This window comes from Reyranella sp. (assembly GCF_044224635.1).
In the GTDB taxonomy this organism is placed as follows: Bacteria; Pseudomonadota; Alphaproteobacteria; order Reyranellales; family Reyranellaceae; genus Reyranella.
The window spans coordinates 1-18,051 of the sequence record NZ_JBGAKA010000046.1 but is presented as its reverse complement, the minus strand read 5'-3'; the positions used below and the strand labels follow the sequence as shown (position 1 = coordinate 18,051).

Here is an 18,051-nt window from a genome sequence, read left to right as displayed (position 1 = left end):
CGCGACGCTCAGCCTTTCCTGACCTTGTGATAGTGGCGCCTGGCCTTCGCCCGGTTGCCGCACGACTGCATCGAGCACCAGCGCCGCTTCCCGGCGCGGCTGTCGTCGAGGAAGATCCAGCCGCACTCGGGATTGGCGCAACGCCGCACGCGGTCGAGGCGCGCCCCGGCCAGCAGATCGCCGGCTGACCACAGGATCGGCGCCAGCAACGCCAGAGCCGTGCCGGCCTTGGCGTCGACGTCCCAGCCATAGGCCCCCCGCTCGCGCCGGAGCGTCGTGCGGGCGGGCGCCGCCGCGAGCGCCTGGTTGAGCATCTCGAGGTCGCGCGCGCCCGGCGTCTTGTCCTGCGCCTCGGCGTCGAACAGGCGATGCAGCGTCTCGCGCAGCTCGAGCGCGCGCTCGAACTCGCGTCGCACCGGCGGCCGCGCCGGACGCTGACCGCCGAGATTGGCCAGCCAGCCGGCGAAATCCTCCGGCGTGTTCAAGGTCTCCGTCGGCTCGGCCTGGCCACGCCAATAGCGCGTGTTGACGAAATCCAGGCAGAGGTCGGCGCGCAGCATCTTCCGCACTTAAGGGCCGGCTGCCCGGTTGACAAGGTTGGCCGATATCAATAACCGTATAACCGGTTTAACAGTTAAGCAGGAGGATGTGATGTTCGACCATGTTTCGATCGGCGTCGCCGACGTCGCCCGGTCGCGGAAGTTCTACGACGCGGCGTTCAAGCCGCTGGGCTACGCGCGGCTGAGCGACGGCGACACCTCGCTGGGTTACGGTGACAAGGTGGTCGGGCTGTGGATCGGCGCCGCCTCGAAGCCGGTGAAGGCCGACATGGAGTCGGGTCTCCATTTCTGCTTCGCGGCCAAGGACCGCGCCGCGGTCGATGCCTTCCATGCCGCAGCGCTCGAGGCCGGCGGCAAGGACAATGGCAAGCCCGGCGTGCGCGCCGATTACGGGCCGAAGTATTACGCGGCCTTCGTGATTGATCCCGATGGCTATCGCATCGAAGCCTACTGCGGAAAGTGATCTTGCCAGCCTGGTCACGGCCGCTGATCCTGCGGCCATGACCTCGCTTACCGTTGCCGCAGCGACGGCGGCCGAGGAGGCCGCCGTCATCGACGCCTTGATGCTTGACCGAAGGCAGCGGCGGGCAATTCTCTTGCCGGGACCGCACCACTGCGATGGCGCTCTTCTTGTCGATCACTCACCCCATGAGCGCCATCGCAGTGGCGCGGTCCCAGCCATGAGCGTTGCTCAGGCTGCGACAGGCAGCCTGCGCCGGCTACTTCGCGAATTCGATTCCGAGCTCAGGGAACGCCCGCAACATCCGCGTTATCGCTTCGTTCTGCAACGTGGCAGGATTGCCCGGGTGGGCGACCAGCTTGAAGTGGACCACGAGGGCATTGTCGGCGACCTCGGCGATGCCTTGCATCTTGAGCGGCTCGAGCACTTGTTCCTCGAGCTCGGGGACAGCCATGATGTCGGCGCTGACCTTCTGCGTTGCCGCACGCAGCTTGTCGAGGTCGACATCGCGCGCGAAGCGCAGGGGAAAATCGACCGCGGCCCAGTCGCGGCTGAAGTTCGTGACATGGCCGAGCTCGCCGAACGGAATGGTGTGGATCTGGCCGTTCTGGTTGCGCAGACGGACCGAGCGCAAGGTGAAGCTCTCGACCTTTCCCTTGGCCTTCTCGCAATCGATGAACTCGCCCACGCGGAAGGCGTCATCGGTCAGGTAGAAGATGCCGGAGACGATGTCCTTCACCAGGGTCTGGCTGCCGAACGACAGGGCGAGGCCCAGGACCGACGCGCCGGCCAGCAGCGGCGTCACGTTCACACCGATATTCTCGAGCGCAATCAGCGTTGCCAGGACGATGAGCACGATGGCCACCGTGACCCGCAACAGGGGGATCAGGGTACCGAGGCGGGAGGCCCTGGCGGCGGCGTCTCCGGCCATGTAGCGCTGCCTGTATGACTCCGTGGCATAGTCGAACAGCTCCCATAGCACGTAGGCCGTGAACAAGGTGATGCCCGCGGTCATCGCCTCGCGTGCCGTGCGGTCCCACTCGCTGGCATCGACCAGGCCCAGCACGTTCACGACCCAGCTTTCGGCGATCGTGACGAAGACGCCTATCAGCACGGCGACGCGGATGCAGCGTGCCGTAACGTCGGCCAGGGTCGGTTTCGTGCCGGCCGGCGTGAAGCCCGCCAGCTGCGAATCGAGCCGGCGGACGATCGCGTGCAGGATGGTCTCGAACAGCAGCAGGGCAAAGAGGAGATTGACCGTGAGCAACAGGGCCACGGCCACATTGCGATGGCCCGTGACGAGGCCGTAGAACTGTGTCGCGATGAGCGCGATAATGAACGTTGCGGCGAGCCCGACCCAATGGCTGCTGAGGAAAGCGCCCAGCCGCGACACCCGACCGAGCCCGCTGAACCACTGCAGGGCGGCTTTTCTGGACGTGACGATCAGCCAGACCAGCACCGCTCCGGCGAGAGGACCGAGGAAGAGGCGGGCCGCCGCCATGGCATCATCCGGCGTGCCGATGGCGATCAAGGCCCGCTCGCATTGGCGCAGGCAGATGATCACGATCAGGACCGTGAGCACGCGCCGGTAGAGGAGGCGTGCCTCGTTGTCGTCGATGCCGCAGAGCCGGGCTGCCGGAAGCTCCGGCCGGACAATGAGGCGCAGGATGAAGGCATAGACCCGCCAGATCACCAGGGCGGTAACCGCCATGTAGGCCAGGCGTTGCTGCAGCATGGCAAACGGGAACAGGAAGCCGATGATGGACTGAGCCACCAGCCGCAAGGCGACGAGGGGCAGCAGGTCGAGCAGCGTCAGCAGCCCGAGGGATGAGAGCGAGCGCACGCCCCTTTCGGGAGCGACCCTCTCTGCCAGGCGGAGCTTCACGCGGTGCAGGGCGGCGCGCACCAACGCTTCGGCGGCGAGGGCAGCCGCGGCCGTCATCAGAAGGATGAAGAAAAAACTTCCGGTGCTGCGTCCGCCGACCTTGCTCTCGTCCAGTGCCCGGGGCAGGTCGGCCAGGGCGGACATGAGCGCCGGGGTTGAGGAGAGAATCCTTAAGAGCTGCGTGCCGAACACGTCGAGCGGATCGGCCGCCTCCTTGTTGTCGGCTTTGGCAGCGCTGGTGACCGCAGGCTTTGCCGACGTGCCCTGCGCCTTCAGCTCCTCGGCGACGGCCTTCTTCACGGCCTCGACCAGCGCATCGAACTGCGCCTGCGGCAGCGGCTGCGGCTGAGCCGGCGGCGGCGACTGGGCAAAGCCGCGGCAGGCCATGCCGATCAGCAAGATCACGGCAATCGCCGCTGTCCGAAACGTCACCATCTGCTCCCCGCCAGCATCCCCCCGCGGCCTGCCGCGGCCCACCACGACCCGCGGACCGACCGAACCGGAAGTCTACTGTAGGGGCCTTGCCAATTCGAGGTGGGAGGCAGCGGGCCCCGCAGGCGCCGGCTGCCCGAGTGGCATCATGCGCTGGGACCGCGCCACTCCCGTGGCGCTCTTCCTGTTGATCACGCATCCCATGAGCGTCACGGGAGTGGCGCGGTCCCAGCCCTGAGCGCAGCGCACGCAGTGCCTGACCGATCTAGCCGCCGGTGATCTCCTTCAGCAGTCCGAAGAAGCCGCGCTTGCGCGCCGACGAGATCGTCCAGTCGACGGGCAGCGACTGGAAACCGTCCTCGAAGCGTTCGCGGATGCGTCGATAGTCGAAGAAGCCCCAGCTGGCGCCGCTCTCGACCGCGGCGACGAAGTGATTGTCGGGCTTGTCGAACTCGAAATGGTCGTCCTCGTTGTAGACGATCGGCTGCCCGCGATAGCCCGATCCGGCCTGCCAGCTCTTGACCTGCAGGCGGATGCCGTGCGGGCTCGGCTGCATCGGCCCGTCGGGTCCAAAGATGCCGTTGCCGTGCGGCAGCAGGAAATCGGCCGCGGCGAGGATCGCGGCCGATGGCGCGTCGCGCGCGATCAGGCTGGTGCTGACCAGCAGGTTGCCCTGGCTGCGCTGCTGGGCCAGCGTGATCAGCTCATGGCAGCGGCCGGCGGCGATGATGTCGTGCGCCCATACGCCCCTGAGATCGACCTCGTTGCCGATCTCGAGCAGGACGTTGGTGGCGCCGCGCGCCAGCAGCCAATCGACCGTGTTGGTGACCGCCGCCTTGACAGTCGCTTCGCTGGCGAAGGTGCCGCTCTGCTTGCCGTAGAACAGGCCCAGGATCACGACCATGCCGAGGCGATCGCAGGCCTCGATCACCGAGGCGAGACGCGCTGCCCAGGCGGGCTTGATCGCGCCGTCGGGCGTGAAACCGCAGATCTTCCATGGCTGGTGCCAGGAATAGCCCTGCGGGCTGCCGCCCGACAGGTTGAGGCACACCGCGAGCAGGCCATGCGCGCGGTAGGCGGGCAGGGCGGCGACGAACTCGCGCGTGCTGCGCTCGGCGTCCCAGTCGCCGTCGGCATAGGCCCAGGCGCCGCGCGTCGACGGGTTCTCGTCGTCGGCGATGGCGTTGGCCATGCGGCTGTTGAACAGCATGCCCTCGATGCGATGACCTTTCCAGCTGCGGCCTGCGTAGGTCGGCACGCCATTCAGCGTGAAGCCGCCGTTGGCGATGGCGACGATGGTCATGATGGCGCAGCCTCATGATCATTCTCCTCCCCAACGAAGTTGGGGAGGTGTCGCCGTCTTACGGCGACGGAGGGGTCATGGGCCATGAGACTCATGATAGGTGAGATATGTGACCGATGTGGCTCATGACCCCTCCGTCGCGTATGACGCGACACCTCCCCAGCAAAGCTGGGGAGGAGAACAAGAGTTAGAATCCGACCGCGGCGCCGTCGCGCCGGCTTTCGGAGGCGCCGAGATAGGGGCCGCCCTCGGGGAAGCGCCAGATGATCTGGCTCGAGCCGAAATCGAAGCTCGGCGACTTGGTGCGCGTCACCTTGTGGCCGCGCGCCTCGAGCCCTTCGAGCGTGGCCGACGGCATGTGCTCCTCGGCCCAGATCGACTTGTCGGTTTCGTGCACGCGCCAGCGCGGGCCGTCGATCGCGGCCTGCGGGTTCTGGCCGTAATCGACGATGCGCGAGAACACCTGCATGTGGCCCTGCGGCTGCATGGCGCCGCCCATCAGGCCGAAGGTCGCCACCGGCCTGCCGTCCTTGGTGATGAAGGCGGGGATGATGGTGTGGAACGGCCGCTTCCTCGGCCCGACATGGTTGGGATGGCCCGGCGTGGTGACGAACCCGGTGGCGCGATTCTGCAAGGCAATGCCGGTGCCCGGCACGACGATGCCGGAGCCGAAGCCGGTGTAGTTCGACTGGATCAGCGACACCATCATGCCCGACGCGTCGGCGGTGCCGAGATAGATCGTGCTGCCGTGCTTGGGGACCCCGGGACCGAATTCCTTGGCTTTCTTCGGATCGATCAGCCTGGCTCGGCTCTTGAGGTAGTGCTTGTCGAGCAGCTCGGCCGGCGTCACGTCCATGTGCCGCGGGTCGGCGACGTAGCGCCAGATGTCGGCGAAGGCGAGCTTCATCGCCTCGATCTTGAGATGCGCCACCTCCGGCCCGTCGCAATCGTGGCCGGCGAGATCGAAATTCTCGAGAATGCCGAGCGCCATGCAGGCGGCGATGCCCTGGCCCGACGGCGGGATCTCGTGCAGCGTCGTGCCGCGATAGGTGAGGCCGATGGGGTCGACCCAGTCGGGCTTGTGGTCGGCGAGATCCTCCTTGCGCAGCGCGCCGCCGGTCTCGCGCGCATAGCGGTCCATCGCCTCGGCAAGCTCGCCGTGATAGAACGCCGCGCCTTTGCTTTCGGCGATCTTGGCGAGCGTCCTGGCCTGGTCGGGAAATTTCCAGATCTCGCCCGCCTTGGGGGCGCGGCCGCTGGGCAGGAATGCCTTGACCCAGCTCTCCTGGCCCTTCAGCCGATCGATCCCGCGATCCCACTGGCGCGACACCATGTAGGACACGCGAAAGCCGTCATGGGCGTACTTGATCGCCGGCTCGAACAGGTCGGCGAAGGGCAGCTTGCCGTAACGTCCGTGCAGCTCCATCCACAGCGAGACCGCGCCCGGCGTCGACACGCTCTTCCAGCCGACCGAAGGCATGGCCGAGTTGCAGGCATACTGGTCGGGCGTCATCAGCGCCGGCGAATGGCCCGAGGCGTTGAGGCCGACGAGCTTGCTGCCGTCCCACAGGATGCAGAAGGCGTCGGCGCCGATGCCGTTGTTGGTCGGCTCGACCACGGTGATGGCGATGGCGGCGGCGACCGCGGCGTCGACGGCGTTGCCGCCGCGCGCCAGCATGCGCAGCCCGGCCGTGGCGGCGAGGTGCTGTGAGGAGGCGACGACGTTCTCGGCGAAGATCGGCAGTTTCTTGGACGCGTAGGGAAAATCGTACGAAAAGGTCGGCACCTGGAGATCCTTTCTACTTCCTCTTTGCGGCCGCGATGGCCTCGATGCGGGCGAGAAGGCGCGGCGCCTGCAGAAACTCGCGATGCTCGGCATCGCTCTTGCCGAACAGCCGCGACATGTCGAACATGCCGGCGCCGGCAATCTCCCCCATCCGTCCCGACAGCGACACGCGTTCACCGAGACGAAGGGTTTTTAGCGCCGCGATAGCCGGATCGGAAAGGCCCGGCGGCGGCGGTTCGCGCGATCGTGTCGAGAAGAAGTCGGCAATCGAGCCGGCGAAGGCGAGCGTCCGGTCGTTGAAGGCGTAGAGCGAAACTTGGCGGCCGATCTGGATCGTGACGGCGACAGCCTGGGCATTGCCCTCGATCCTGCCCAGCACGCCACACCAGTCGGAGAACGCGCCGACCTGCTCCGACAGCGCAACGCACTGCTTGTCCGCTTCCTCGATCTGCAGCGGATTGTTCGACGCCAGCGCCGGCTTGGTCACGCCGCGCACGGCATCGAGAAACGCCTTCTGTGCCGGATTGCGCTCCTCGCACGGCTGGTCGAGGCAGCCGCCGGTGAAGAGGAGGGACGCAGGGGCGAGGACGAGCGCGGTGCGGCGGCTCAGGGTCTGTGACGGAATGCGTGCGCCGGTTCTGACGACACCTCTGTCATCCTGAGCGCAGCGAGGGACCTTTATTGGAGCCTCAAGGGTTCCTCGCTGCGCTCGGGATGACAGCCATGCCGTATCGATCGCTGTGCCCAATGTCCTTGTTTCTTCCGGACCGCGGGCGTCCCGCCTACCCATGAGCCCCGAGCGGGCGGGACGCCCGCGGCCCGGAAGAACATAAATCATGCCGCCTTGGCCTGGGCCTTGGCGCGCTCTTCCTCCTTGAGCTCCTTCTTGGAGAGCTTGCCGACCGGCGTCTTGGGCAACTCCGCCCGCACCTCGAGGGCGACCGGCATCTCGTGCTTGCCGATCTTGCCGTCGAGATGCTTCTTCAGCTCGTCGAAGGTGAGCGAGGCGCCGGGCTTCAGCTTGACGAACACCTTGGGCGCCTCCTGGCGATAGGGATCGGGGATGCCGATCACGATGCATTCGTCGACCGCCGGGTGCTCGTAGACCGCCTCCTCGATCATGCGCGGATAGACGTTGTAGCCTGATGAGATGATCAGGTCCTTCGAACGGTCGACCAGGAACAGCCAGCCGTCGGCGTCCATGTAGCCCATGTCGCCGGTGCGCAGGCCCTTCCAGTTGCTCGCCGGATGGCTGAACAGGACCTTGTCGGTCTCCTCCTGCTTCTTCCAGTAGCCCTTCATGACCTGCGGGCCGATGATGCAGACCTCGCCGACATTCTCCTTGCCGGCCGGCAGCACCTTGTCGCCGTTCTCCATGTCGCGGATCTCGATGATCGTGCCGGGCATCGGCACGCCGCACGATCCGACGCGGCGCACGCTCTTGTCGACCGGGCAGATCGCGCCGGTCGGCGACGTCTCGGTGAGACCGTAGCCTTCGATCAGGGTGGCGCCGGTCAGCTTCTCGAAGCTCTGCTGCACCTCGACCGGCAGCGGCGCGCCGCCCGACATGCAGATCTTGAGCGACTTCAGGTCGAGCCCCTGCGCCTTGGGATGCTTGTTGATGGCGGTGTAGAGCGTCGGCACGCCGGGCAGGAAGGTCGGCTTCTTCTTCGCCAGATCGCTGACGATCATGTCGATGTCGGGCCGCGGGTAGAGGATGAGCTGGTTGCCGTTGCGCACCGCCCCCAGCATGATTCCCGACAGCGCGTAGATGTGGAACAGCGGCAGCACGCAGACCACCTTCTCGGTCCCCGGCGTGGTGTAGGGCGTGGTCCAGGCCTGGCCCTGCGACATGGCGGCGATGATGCAGCCGTGCGTCAGCATCGCGGCCTTGGGCAGGCCGGTGGTGCCGCCGGTGTATTGCAGCAGCGCCACCTCGTCCCACAGGTTCTCGCCGACCGGATGGGCCCGGTAGTTGCCGTCGTTGGCCAGCAGGTCCTTGAACGACATGTGCCAGTCGTCGCGCGGCCAGGGCGACAGCTCCTTCTTCTTGGCGATCGGGTAGAGCCAGCTCTTGGGCCACGGCAGGTAGTCGGCGATCGAGCCCACGATCAGCTTCTTGAGCCGCGTCTTGCCGCGCATCCCTGCCATCTTGGGGTAGAGCGCGGCGACGTCGAGCGTCACCAGGATGTCGGTCTCCGAATCGCCGATCTTGAACTCGAGCTCGCGGGCGGCGTCGAGCGGGCTGTAGTTGACGACGCGACCACCCGCCTTGAGCACGCCGAAGAAGGCGATGAGGTAGTGCGGCGTGTTGGGGAGGTAGAGCCCGACATTGACGCCCGGCTTGACGCCGAGCTTCTGGAAGCCGGCCGCGGCCTTGTCCGATGCTTCCTTGTAGTCGCGGAAGCTCATCACCTTGTCGAGGAAGTCGGTGAACGGCCGGTCGCCGAACTGGGCGCAGCTTTCCTCGAAGATCTGGTGCAGTGGCTTCCTCGGGATCTCGAGCTCCCACTTCACGCCCGGTGGATAGCTCTTTTCCCACGGATAGTTGGCCATTCTTCTGGTCCCTCCCTCTTACGACTATTGAGGGTGGCCGGCGGGCGGTCAAGGCGACGGCGGGATTCGATATTCGTACTCGTACAGCGTGCGGAAACCCTGCGCGCCATAGAGCGGCAATGCGGCGTCGTTGGTCGTGACGACCTGCAGCCAGGCGAAGCGGGCGCCGTGCTGCCATGCCCAGGCGTACAGGCTCTCGGTGACGCGGCGGGCCAGCCCGCGGCGGCGCGCGTGCGGCATCACCAGGACATCGAACAGCCCCATGTGATCGCCCTCGACCGCGCCGATGGCCATGGCCATCGGCTGGCCGTCCTCGACGACGAAGGCGAAGCCGACCGGCGCGACGATCGCCGACAGCATGCGCTGCATGACCGGACGGTGCTCGGGCCGTACTGGGCTGTACCGGCTGAAGGCCTCGATCCAGGCCGGTGAAGGGTGCGCCAGGATCTGGACCTGCCGATCGGCTGCTGCCAGACCGGGTCGCAGCGGGCAGCGCTGGACCAGGCTGCGCTCGATGGCCCGGTAGCGCCGGTCAGACAGAAGCGCGCCTGCCTCCGGCGGCGCGAGCGGCGTGAGACGCCAGACAATGCCTAGACCGCGCTCCCGATAGGGGGCTTCGAGCCTAGAGGCGATTTCTTCGGAGAAGTCCGACGTTTCTCCCAAGGCATTGATTGAATTGGCTCTTTTCGTGTATCCGCCGGAAAAGCGAAGGCGCCAGCCGGCGCGGTCGAGGGTTTCCAGGGCCGGCCAGCCGCGCCAGGCAAGGGCTTCGAGCCGGCGGATTTCCGCGAAGTCGATTGACCGTGACAACATGCGCCCAGTGTGATAATTAAAAGCCAATTAATAACAAGTGTTTATTTCCCCTCCTGTAAGTTATGCATGAATTTCGGCTCCCCTCCGTCGATGTTCGTGTTTGCTGGCAGCCGCTGTCAACGCGCTCCTCCCGCGCCCCAAGCAAGTGGCTGCCAGCATTCCTTCTCATCGCCCTTCTTCCGCTGCTGCTGTCGGCTTGCGGTAGCGCCGAGCGGCATGGCTATGCCGACAGGCCGCCGTCCGACCGCGTCGCCTACACGGCGTGGCGGGAGTGGACCAAATTCGGTCGCTCGACGATCGTTTATGGCGGCCATGGCAATGGCTACCTGAACCGCGCCGGGGTCACCGAGCGCAATGAGCCGCTGGCCAGCAAGATCGGCGACTACTGGGGAATCTGCGGACACCCTGATTGGAACGGCCGCACCTCGAGCAAGCCGTGGTCGGGTGCGTTCGTGACCTGGGTGATGAGCCAGTCGGGCGTGAGCGCCGCCGAGTTCCCGCGTGACGGCCGGCACGGCGGCTATCTCGCGGCGCTGTATGATCGTGGCCAGCGCGGTGGCCGCGCCCCGTTCGTGCTGCACACGCCGAACGAATATTCCCCCAAACCTGGCGATCTCGTGTGCACCGGCACGGCGGGCACGACCTGGCGCAACGCCGACCCGCGTGCCGCCAAACGGCGCATCGACTCGACGGCGAGCCATTGCGACGTCGTCACCGACGTGCGCGGCGGCTACGCCCACGCGATCGGCGGCAACGTGAAGAACAGCGTGACCATGAGCCTCTATCCCGTCGATTCGCGGGGCCGTCTGGCGCCGGTCTCCGGGAAGACCTGGATGATGGTGGTCGAGAAGCGGGTGTAGCCTCTCTCATGGAGCCTGATCGGCTCACGTTGAGTTAAGCCCTACGCCTTTTCTGTCATCCTGAGCGAAGCGAAGGAGCTCATCGCCAGAAGTTTCAGAGCGCACTTGTGGCTGACGGCGATGAGGTCCTTCGCTTGCGGCGCGGTAAACCGCGCCTTGCCCAGGACGACTCAAGAAGAAGTCACTAACGGTCGAAGACGATGACTTGCGTCACGCTCTCCGCACGGCAAGCGCGCATCCGATGCCCAGGGCGGCGACGGCGAGCAGCGGCGTCGCCGCGCTGGTCCAGCCGAATTGCTCGACCCACAGCGCGAGCACGGGTGGCCCGGCGAGCGATCCCAGGCTGCCCGTCTGCGCCACCAGCCCGTTGATCGGGCCGATGACGCGCGGCTCGGGGGCAACCAGCGGCACGGACGCGAACACCGCTGCCGGCACCAGGCCGCCGACGGCAAACGACAAGGCGAAGCAGGCGATGGCCGCGTGTACCGGAACATGGATGAAGAGGCCAAGCGCGGCCAGCGCGGTCGAGGCGGCGGTGCCAGCGACGATCAGGCGGCCGGGCGAGGTGCCCCTTTGCATCGTCCAGCCGGTCGCCAGACTGCCGAGGATGCCGAGCGACGTGGCGATGGCGACGAACTGACCGGCCTCGGAGGTCGGCAGGCCACGCATATCGACGAGGTATGCCGGCAACAGCCCGGCGAGCGCGAGGAAGAGAAGCGCGAAACAGAAGAAGGCGAGGGCGAGCGGTGCCGCCCTGATCGGGACGCTGGCGGGTGATGCCGGACGGGTGCCGCTACTCGCCGGTGCCGAGGCTTGGCGCGGCATGAGTGCCGTGACGCCCAACCCGCCGGCCAGCAGCACCGCGTCGGCGAGGAAGATCGTGCGCCAGCCGACGCGGTCGGCCAGTACGGCCGTCGCCAGGCCGGCCAGCGCGATGCCGGTGGGGACGAAGGTGCCCCAGACCGAAAGCGCGAGCGACTGATGGCGCGGTGCGGACGCCGCGGCCATCAGCGAGGGGGCTGCGACCACGACCAGCAGATAGCCGGCACCTGCGAGGCAGCGCGCTGCGAGCAGCACGGTTCCGTCGCTTGCGAGCCCGCACATCACTGCCGCGATGCCCATGACGGCAAGGCCCAGGCGCAAGGCGCGGACATGGCCGATCCGCTCGCTCCAGCCGCCGGCCGGCAGGCCGAGCACAGCGCCTACCAGCGTGATCGCCGACACGGCGATTCCGGCGCCGGTCAGCGACAGCTCGAGATCGCGCTGCAAGGCGGTGACCAGAGGCGGCACGACGCCGAGCTGCCCCGCCGCCACGACGCCAATCGCGTAAAGCAGGCCGATCTGTCGCCACGACGTGGTCATGGCGCGGACCGTAACGAGGGATGGGCCCGAGGCCTACGGATAAAGTATGCGGATTCGGAGTCTTCCGGACCGCGAGCGAGACGCTTGCGGTCCGGAAAAGGATGAACCCGCTCGGTGCTGCTCAGCAGCCCGACGTCGATGTCACGAGCCGGGCGAAGATGCCGTGGTCGTTCACGGCGTCAGGGCTCCTGCATGAAGGCGGCGACGCGCTCGGCGATCATGATGGTGGGCGCGTTGGTGTTGCCGCCGACCAGCGTGGGCATGATCGAGGCGTCGACGACGCGCAGACCCTGCAGGCCGCGCACGCGGCAGCGATGATCGACGACCGCCATAGGGTCGTTGTCGGGGCCCATCTTGCAGGTGCCGACCGGATGGTAGATCGTCTCGCTCTTGGCGCGGATCCATTGCTCGATCTCGGCGTCGGTCCTGACCGTCGAGCCGGGCTGGAACTCGTCGGCGCGATAGGGATCGAGACCCGCCTGGGCGAAGATCTCGCGCCCCATCTTCACGCCGGCGATCAGCGTGTCGAGGTCGCGCCGCTCGGCCAGGTAGTTGGCATCGATCAGCGGAGGCTCCTTGGGATCGCTGCTGCGCAGCCGGATCGTGCCGGTGCTCTCGGGCCGCAGCGTGCAGACATGCAGGCTGTAGCCGTTCCTCTTCATCATCGTGCGGCCGTGATCGACCACAAGAGCGGGCAGGAAGTGGAGCTGGATGTCGGGCGCGCTGAGGCCCGGCCGCGTGCTGAGGAAGCCGCCCGATTCGGCGATCGGGGAGGTGCCGGGGCCCTTCTTGTCCTTCCAGTAGCGGTACAACGACAGCAGCTTGTTGGCGGTGTCGTAGGTGTCGCGTGTCTTGCAGAACTGCAACAGCGAGGCGTCGAGATGGTCCTGCAGATTGCCGCCGACGCCCGGAAGGTCGTGCAACGGCTTGATGCCGACGGACTTCAGGTGGTCGGCCGGGCCGATGCCCGACACCATCAGGAGCTGCGGCGAGTTGACGGCGCCGCCCGCCAGGACGATCTCGCCCCTGCAGAGCGCGACCTCGTCACGGCCGTTGACGACGTAGCGCACCGCCATGGCGCGCGTGCCGTCGAGGATGATGCGCTCGACCAGCGCATTGGTGATGACGTGGACATTGCCTTTGTTGCGTTCGACGGCGGGCCGCAGGTAGGCGCTGGCGGTGCTCCAGCGCTCGTGGTTCTTCTGCGTCACCTGGTAGTAGCCGACGCCTTCCTGGGTGGCGCCGTTGAAGTCGGGAGTGCGCTTGTGGCCGGCCTGTTCGCAGGCCTGGAGGAACGCCTCGTTGATCTTCAGGGGATCGGCCTGGTTGGCGACGTTGAGCGGGCCGCCGACGCCATGGAAATCGTCGGCGCCGCGTTCGTTGTTCTCCGCCTTCTTGAAGAACGGCAGCACGTCGTCGTAGCCCCAGCCGAAATTGTCGAGCTGGCGCCAGTGATCGTAGTCGGACGCATGGCCGCGGACGTAGAGCATGGCGTTGATCGACGACGAACCGCCCAGCGTCTTGCCGCGCGGCCAGTACATGCGCCGATCGTTGCAATGCCTCTGCGGCGTCGTCTCGTAGCGCCAGTTGTAGGGCGACTTCTCGCCGAGCGCGGCGAAGCCCGCCGGCATTTTGAGCTTGAAGGAGCTGTCGGGCGGGCCGGCCTCGATGACCAGGATGAGCAGTGATTGGTCTTCGGCCAGCCGGTTGGCGATCGTGCAGCCGGCCGAACCGGCGCCGATGATGATGTAGTCGTACGGCCAGGACATTCGTCGCTCTTTCCTAGGGCAGTCTGTTCTCGATGACGGTGAAGACGGGTCGGCCGGAAATGGGCGACAAAAAGCCATTGGCGTCCAGTGGAAAGACGCTGCGGCTCACCGAATCGCCGACATTGCCGCCGATCGCGGCAACCGCGCCAGGCAGCACCTCGACCACGATGTCGCAATGGCCGGCGCCGCGGTTGAGATTGTCCAGGGTCGTGCCGCTGCCGGCACGTGACGCACAGATCAGATCGCCGACCTGCGGCGCCCGCTCGTCCGGCCGGCGCGGCATCAGGGCGGCGCCCGGCTGCTGCGCCCTGAGGACCAGGCGCTCGACATAGATCGTGTGCCGCTGATCGGGGCAGAACAGGTCGCGCGGCACGCCGGCGCTCTGGATCGCCCACGAGACGAAGGCCGCCGACCAGGCGACGTCGTCGGCGCCGCTCAGCTCGGGGTGGCCGACGCTGGCCCAGTATTGCTGGATGCGGTCGGGGGCGTCTTTCTCCTTCACCCCAAGCTGCACGATGCGCGGCGGGGCATCGGATGCGTAGACGACGACCTGCCGGCCGTAGCGCGCCCATTCGCCGACCGCGAGCAGCACCATCGACACCTTGGCGGAGGCCGTGGGTGGCGGCGCCTCGGGCTTCCAGGAGGAGGTCGGGCAGGGCTTGAGGGCCGGCAGGTCGGCGGCGCTTTTGGCGGGCGCTGGCAGCGGGGCCGTCGTGCAGGCCGATAGCGCAAGAATCAGCAGGAAGAGCACCGCCGGCAGATTCAGTAAGTGTGAAAAGAATGGACGCATTGTGCCGGGTGATCCGCCGGCGAAAGGTCCCTCGCTGCGCTCGGGATGACAACTTGTCTTTGAGAGGGAAGCGGCCAACAGGAAGCACGCTCATCGCTGGGACCGCGCCATTCCGATGGCGCTCTTCTTGTCGATCACGCATCCTATGAGCGCCATCGGAATGGTGCGGTCCCAGCAATGAGTCGCGGCTCAACGGTCGACGACGATCACACCCTGCGGTTTGAGCAGCAGCGCCACCTTGTCGCCGGCCGCGAGCGGCCGCTCGACTCGCGGGCAGGTGGCGAACAGGGAACCCGCAGCCGTGTCGATCGAGTATTCCATGTGCGTGCCGAGATAGCTCGCCTTGGCGATCGCGCCGGTCAGCGTGCCCGCCGGACCCGGCGCGCGCTCGACGCTGATGGCTTCGGGGCGGATCGCCACCGTCGCCTCGCCGTCGCGGGCGTCGCTGTCGGCGATGTCGATCTCGCAGTCGCCCAGCCGGACGCGCGCCCGGGCTGCATCGAGACGGCGGACCACGCCGCGCGCCGGCGTCGACTCGCCCATGAAGCGGGCGAGGAAGGGCGTCGCCGGCCGCTCGTAGAGCTGGCGCGGGCTGCCCTGCTGCTCGATGCGGCCGGCGTTCATCACGATGATGCGGTCGGACACCGCCATCGCCTCCTGCTGGTCGTGCGTGACGTAGACGACGGTGAGGCCGAGCGTGCGCTGCAGGTCGCGGATCTCCTCGCGCATCTGGCGGCGCAGCCGGGCATCGAGGTTGCTCAAGGGCTCGTCGAACAGCAGGACCGAGGGCTTCAGCACCAGGGCGCGCGCGACCGCGACCCGCTGCTGCTGGCCGCCCGACAGCTCCGCCGGCTGGCGATGGCCGAGCTCTTCCAGCCCGACCTGGCGCAGGCCCTCGCGCGCCCGGTCGTTTGCCTCGGCCTTGCCGACGCCCGATCGGCGCAGGCCGTAGCACACGTTCTCGAGCACGCTCATGTGCGGGAACAGGGCATAGGACTGGAACACCATGCTGACGTCGCGCTCGGTGGCGCTGAGGCTGGTGACGTCGCGTCTGGCGATCAGCACGCGGCCTTCGGTCGGCAGCTCGAGGCCGGCGATCATGCGCAGCGTCGTGGTCTTGCCGCAGCCCGACGGGCCCAGCAGCGTGACCAAGGTGCCGGTCTCGACGGTGAAGCTCACGTCGGACACGACCGTCACCGCGCCGTAGCGCTTGACGATGCTGCGGAACTCGACGCTCACGCCCGGCCTCCCTGCATCTGTGCGGCGCGGCGGCCGAGGCGTCGTTCGCCGACGACCGCCTGGATCAGCAGGATCGCCAGCAGCATGAGCACGATCAGGGCGCAGCTGTAGGCGATGGCGAGACCGTAGTCGCCGTTGATGACCCGCAGGATGATGTAGGTGGTGGCGAGCTCGTACTCGGCCGTTACCAGGAACACCACCGCGCTCACCGTCGTCACCGCGCGCACGAAACCGTAGATCAGGGATCCCACGATGGCGGGCCGCAGCAGCGGCAGCACGACATGGACCAGGGTCGCCAGCGAATGGCCGCGCAAGGTGAGCGAGGCCTCGTCGAGGCTGCGGTCGATCTGGCTCATCGCCGCCATGCCGGCGCGCACGCCGACCGGCATGTTCCGGAACACGAAGCACAGCACGATGATCAACGCGGTGCCGGTGATCTCGATCGGCGGCACGTTGAAGGCGAAGACGTAGGCGACGCCGATCACCGTGCCCGGCACGGCGAAGGACAGCATGGTGGCGAATTCCAGGGCGGTGCGGCCGGCGAAGCGCTGGCGCACCAGCAGCCAGGCGGCGATCAGGCCGAGCGCCGCCGTCAGCGGCGCGGCGATGGCGGCGAGCTGGACGGTCGTCCAGAACGAGTTCCACGCCGCGCCCGACCAGATCAGGCCATCGGCGGTGCGCTCGATGGCGAAGGCCTTGGCGTAGTGGTCCAGCGTCGGCGTGTAGTCGCGTCCCCAGACCTTGACCAGGCCGCCCATGAAAGCGAAGCCGTAGAGCAGGACGGTGAGGGCGGCCCACGGCAGCGCGATCCATTGGGCGAGGCGGCGCGCCCGGTCCGGCAGCGGCGTCGGCAGGCCTGAGTCGCCCTTGCCGGAGATGGTGGCGTAGGAACGCGTGCCGACGACCCAGCGCTGCAGGAAGAAGGCGGACAGCGCGAAGACGAGCAGCAGCAGGGCGAGGGACGCGGCGCGGCCGTAATCGAGCTGCGCGCCGACGACGGCGAAGTAGATCTCGGTCGACAGCACGCCGTAATCGCCGCCCAGCACGATGGGGTTGCCGAAATCGGCGATGCTTTCGATGAAGCCGACGAGGAAGGCGTTGGCGAGTCCCGGCCGCATCAGCGGCAGCGACACCGTGGCGAAGGTGGCCCAACGGTCGGCGCGCAGCGTCTGGGACGCTTCCTCCAGGGTCGGGCTGACGCCTTCGACGACGCCGATCAGGACGAGGAAGGCGACCGGCGTGAAGGCAAAGAGCTGGGCCAGGAACACGCCCTGGAAGCCGTAGATCCAGCGCGTCGGCGGCACGCCCATCGACCATTCGAGCAGCTGGTTGACCAGGCCGGAGCGGCCGAACACGAGGATCAGCGCCAGCCCGATGACGAACGGCGGCGTGATGATGGGCAGCACCGTGAGCACGCGCAGCGTCCGCTTCCAGGCGAAGCCGGTGCGGGTGACGATCAGGGCGAAGGCGAGCCCCAGCGCGGTCGTCCCGGCGCCGCAGGCGAGGGCCAGGAACAGCGTGTTCCAGGCGACGCCGCAGCGGCCGCCGCCGGCCAGGCAGCGCAGGCTCCAGATTTTCTCGGTGGCGAGGCGCTCGACCAGCAGGGCCGAGGTGAAGACGCCGTCGCCGTCCTGAAAGGCCTGCACCAGGATGCGCAGGATCGGCCAGGCGGTGAACAGCACGATCGACGCGGCCACCGTCGTGACGGCGCCGGCGATGAAGGCGTCGCCGCCGAACGCGCCGCGCAACGCCAGCGCGATGGCGAACAGCGCCAACAGGGCGATCAGCACCAGCGTGCCGCCGGCGCCGACGCCGACCTGCCGGGCGTCGAGCTCGCCGAACAGGTCGACGAGCCAGCCCGCCGTCCAGCCGCGCAGCCCGATGCTCAACGATCCGGCGGCAAACAGGACGACGCCGGCGCCACTGACGATCAGGAGAAGCGTTCCGCGGCGCTCGCGCGGCAGCGGGGCCAGGCAAACCACCGTACAGGCGACGAGCGCGGCCAGCACCGGCGCCAGCCACCATTTGCCGTGGCTTACGAATTGGGCGAGGCCCGATGCGTAGTCTTCCGACGACCACAGCCCTGACAGCCAGACACCGGAGACGAGGCCTTCCTGCAGCGCGTACCAGGGCAGCAGCACGGCAGCGAGAAGCCCGGCGAGCGACCACGCCAGAGGCGCGCGCTGATCTTTTGGACCGCGGGCGTCCCGCCCGCTCATGTATCTGAGCGGGCGGG

General features: G+C 67.5%; 14 protein-coding genes. 2 read left to right on the top strand and 12 right to left on the bottom strand.

Going from position 1 to position 18,051, the window contains the following annotated elements:
* Positions 1–8 precede the first annotated feature (8 nt).
* Positions 9–560 carry a CGNR zinc finger domain-containing protein gene (locus ACILR9_RS29595; protein WP_395713574.1) on the bottom strand — a complete coding sequence of 184 codons (552 nt, stop codon included), beginning with the start codon at positions 558–560 and terminating at the stop codon, positions 9–11.
* Positions 561–651: 91 nt separating this feature from the next.
* Between ACILR9_RS29595 and ACILR9_RS29590 the strand changes: the two genes are divergently transcribed.
* Positions 652–1,023 carry a VOC family protein gene (locus ACILR9_RS29590; protein ID WP_395713573.1) on the top strand — a complete coding sequence of 124 codons (372 nt, stop codon included), beginning with the start codon at positions 652–654 and terminating at the stop codon, positions 1,021–1,023.
* Positions 1,024–1,279: 256 nt separating this feature from the next.
* On the opposite strand, the gene ACILR9_RS29585 is transcribed toward ACILR9_RS29590, so the two are convergent.
* From ACILR9_RS29585 to ACILR9_RS29560, 6 genes are all read right to left on the bottom strand, one after another.
* Positions 1,280–3,337, bottom strand: a complete 2,058-nt coding sequence (locus ACILR9_RS29585; protein ID WP_395713572.1) for a mechanosensitive ion channel family protein — start codon at positions 3,335–3,337, stop codon at positions 1,280–1,282.
* Between the two features lie 265 nt (positions 3,338–3,602).
* On the bottom strand, positions 3,603–4,640 hold the full coding sequence (locus ACILR9_RS29580; RefSeq protein WP_395713571.1) for a hypothetical protein: 1,038 nt from the start codon (positions 4,638–4,640) through the stop codon (positions 3,603–3,605).
* A 187-nt stretch (positions 4,641–4,827) separates the two neighbouring features.
* Positions 4,828–6,426 carry a gamma-glutamyltransferase family protein gene (locus ACILR9_RS29575; RefSeq protein WP_395713570.1) on the bottom strand — a complete coding sequence of 533 codons (1,599 nt, stop codon included), beginning with the start codon at positions 6,424–6,426 and terminating at the stop codon, positions 4,828–4,830.
* A gap of 13 nt (positions 6,427–6,439) precedes the next feature.
* Positions 6,440–7,174, bottom strand: coding sequence for a hypothetical protein (locus ACILR9_RS29570; RefSeq protein ID WP_395713569.1), 735 nt, complete (start codon positions 7,172–7,174; stop codon positions 6,440–6,442).
* Positions 7,175–7,260: 86 nt separating this feature from the next.
* Positions 7,261–8,982 carry a long-chain fatty acid--CoA ligase gene (locus ACILR9_RS29565; protein ID WP_395713568.1) on the bottom strand — a complete coding sequence of 574 codons (1,722 nt, stop codon included), beginning with the start codon at positions 8,980–8,982 and terminating at the stop codon, positions 7,261–7,263.
* Between the two features lie 48 nt (positions 8,983–9,030).
* The gene (locus ACILR9_RS29560; protein WP_395713567.1) at positions 9,031–9,795 is read right to left on the bottom strand and encodes a GNAT family N-acetyltransferase; all 765 of its coding nucleotides are present in this window, start codon (positions 9,793–9,795) and stop codon (positions 9,031–9,033) included.
* A gap of 62 nt (positions 9,796–9,857) precedes the next feature.
* Here ACILR9_RS29560 and ACILR9_RS29555 point away from each other — a divergent pair, with 62 nt between their 5' ends.
* Entirely contained in the window at positions 9,858–10,655 is a 798-nt protein-coding gene (locus tag ACILR9_RS29555) for a DUF2272 domain-containing protein (protein WP_395713566.1), read from the top strand.
* A 210-nt stretch (positions 10,656–10,865) separates the two neighbouring features.
* Here the strand turns inward: ACILR9_RS29555 and ACILR9_RS29550 are convergent, their stop codons facing one another.
* From ACILR9_RS29550 to ACILR9_RS29530, 5 genes are all read right to left on the bottom strand, one after another.
* Positions 10,866–12,017: an MFS transporter gene (locus ACILR9_RS29550; RefSeq protein WP_395713565.1), complete on the bottom strand. Its 1,152-nt coding sequence runs from the start codon at positions 12,015–12,017 to the stop codon at positions 10,866–10,868.
* A 179-nt stretch (positions 12,018–12,196) separates the two neighbouring features.
* Positions 12,197–13,786 (bottom strand): GMC family oxidoreductase, encoded by a 1,590-nt coding sequence (locus tag ACILR9_RS29545; RefSeq protein ID WP_395713564.1) that lies wholly within the window; start codon positions 13,784–13,786, stop codon positions 12,197–12,199.
* Between the two features lie 13 nt (positions 13,787–13,799).
* Positions 13,800–14,537 (bottom strand): DUF2272 domain-containing protein, encoded by a 738-nt coding sequence (locus ACILR9_RS29540; protein ID WP_395713563.1) that lies wholly within the window; start codon positions 14,535–14,537, stop codon positions 13,800–13,802.
* Positions 14,538–14,765: 228 nt separating this feature from the next.
* Complete coding sequence (locus tag ACILR9_RS29535; RefSeq protein ID WP_395713562.1) at positions 14,766–15,815, bottom strand: ABC transporter ATP-binding protein; 1,050 nt, start codon at positions 15,813–15,815, stop codon at positions 14,766–14,768.
* Positions 15,812–18,034 (bottom strand): ABC transporter permease, encoded by a 2,223-nt coding sequence (locus ACILR9_RS29530; protein ID WP_407075365.1) that lies wholly within the window; start codon positions 18,032–18,034, stop codon positions 15,812–15,814. The genes ACILR9_RS29535 and ACILR9_RS29530 overlap by 4 nt, the downstream gene beginning before the upstream one ends.
* Positions 18,035–18,051: the final 17 nt, after the last annotated feature.

Bases quoted from the DNA above. Each gene is read 5' to 3' on its own strand.
- ACILR9_RS29555 (WP_395713566.1), top strand. From the start codon at position 9,858: ATGCATGAATTTCGGCTCCCCTCCGTCGATGTTCGTGTTTGCTGGCAG.
- ACILR9_RS29595 (WP_395713574.1), bottom strand. From the start codon at position 560: ATGCTGCGCGCCGACCTCTGCCTGGATTTCGTCAACACGCGCTATTGG.
- ACILR9_RS29545 (WP_395713564.1), bottom strand. From the start codon at position 13,786: ATGTCCTGGCCGTACGACTACATCATCATCGGCGCCGGTTCGGCCGGC.
- ACILR9_RS29565 (WP_395713568.1), bottom strand. From the start codon at position 8,982: ATGGCCAACTATCCGTGGGAAAAGAGCTATCCACCGGGCGTGAAGTGG.
- ACILR9_RS29550 (WP_395713565.1), bottom strand. From the start codon at position 12,017: ATGACCACGTCGTGGCGACAGATCGGCCTGCTTTACGCGATTGGCGTC.
- ACILR9_RS29560 (WP_395713567.1), bottom strand. From the start codon at position 9,795: ATGTTGTCACGGTCAATCGACTTCGCGGAAATCCGCCGGCTCGAAGCC.
- ACILR9_RS29590 (WP_395713573.1), top strand. From the start codon at position 652: ATGTTCGACCATGTTTCGATCGGCGTCGCCGACGTCGCCCGGTCGCGG.
- ACILR9_RS29530 (WP_407075365.1), bottom strand. From the start codon at position 18,034: ATGAGCGGGCGGGACGCCCGCGGTCCAAAAGATCAGCGCGCGCCTCTG.
- ACILR9_RS29580 (WP_395713571.1), bottom strand. From the start codon at position 4,640: ATGACCATCGTCGCCATCGCCAACGGCGGCTTCACGCTGAATGGCGTG.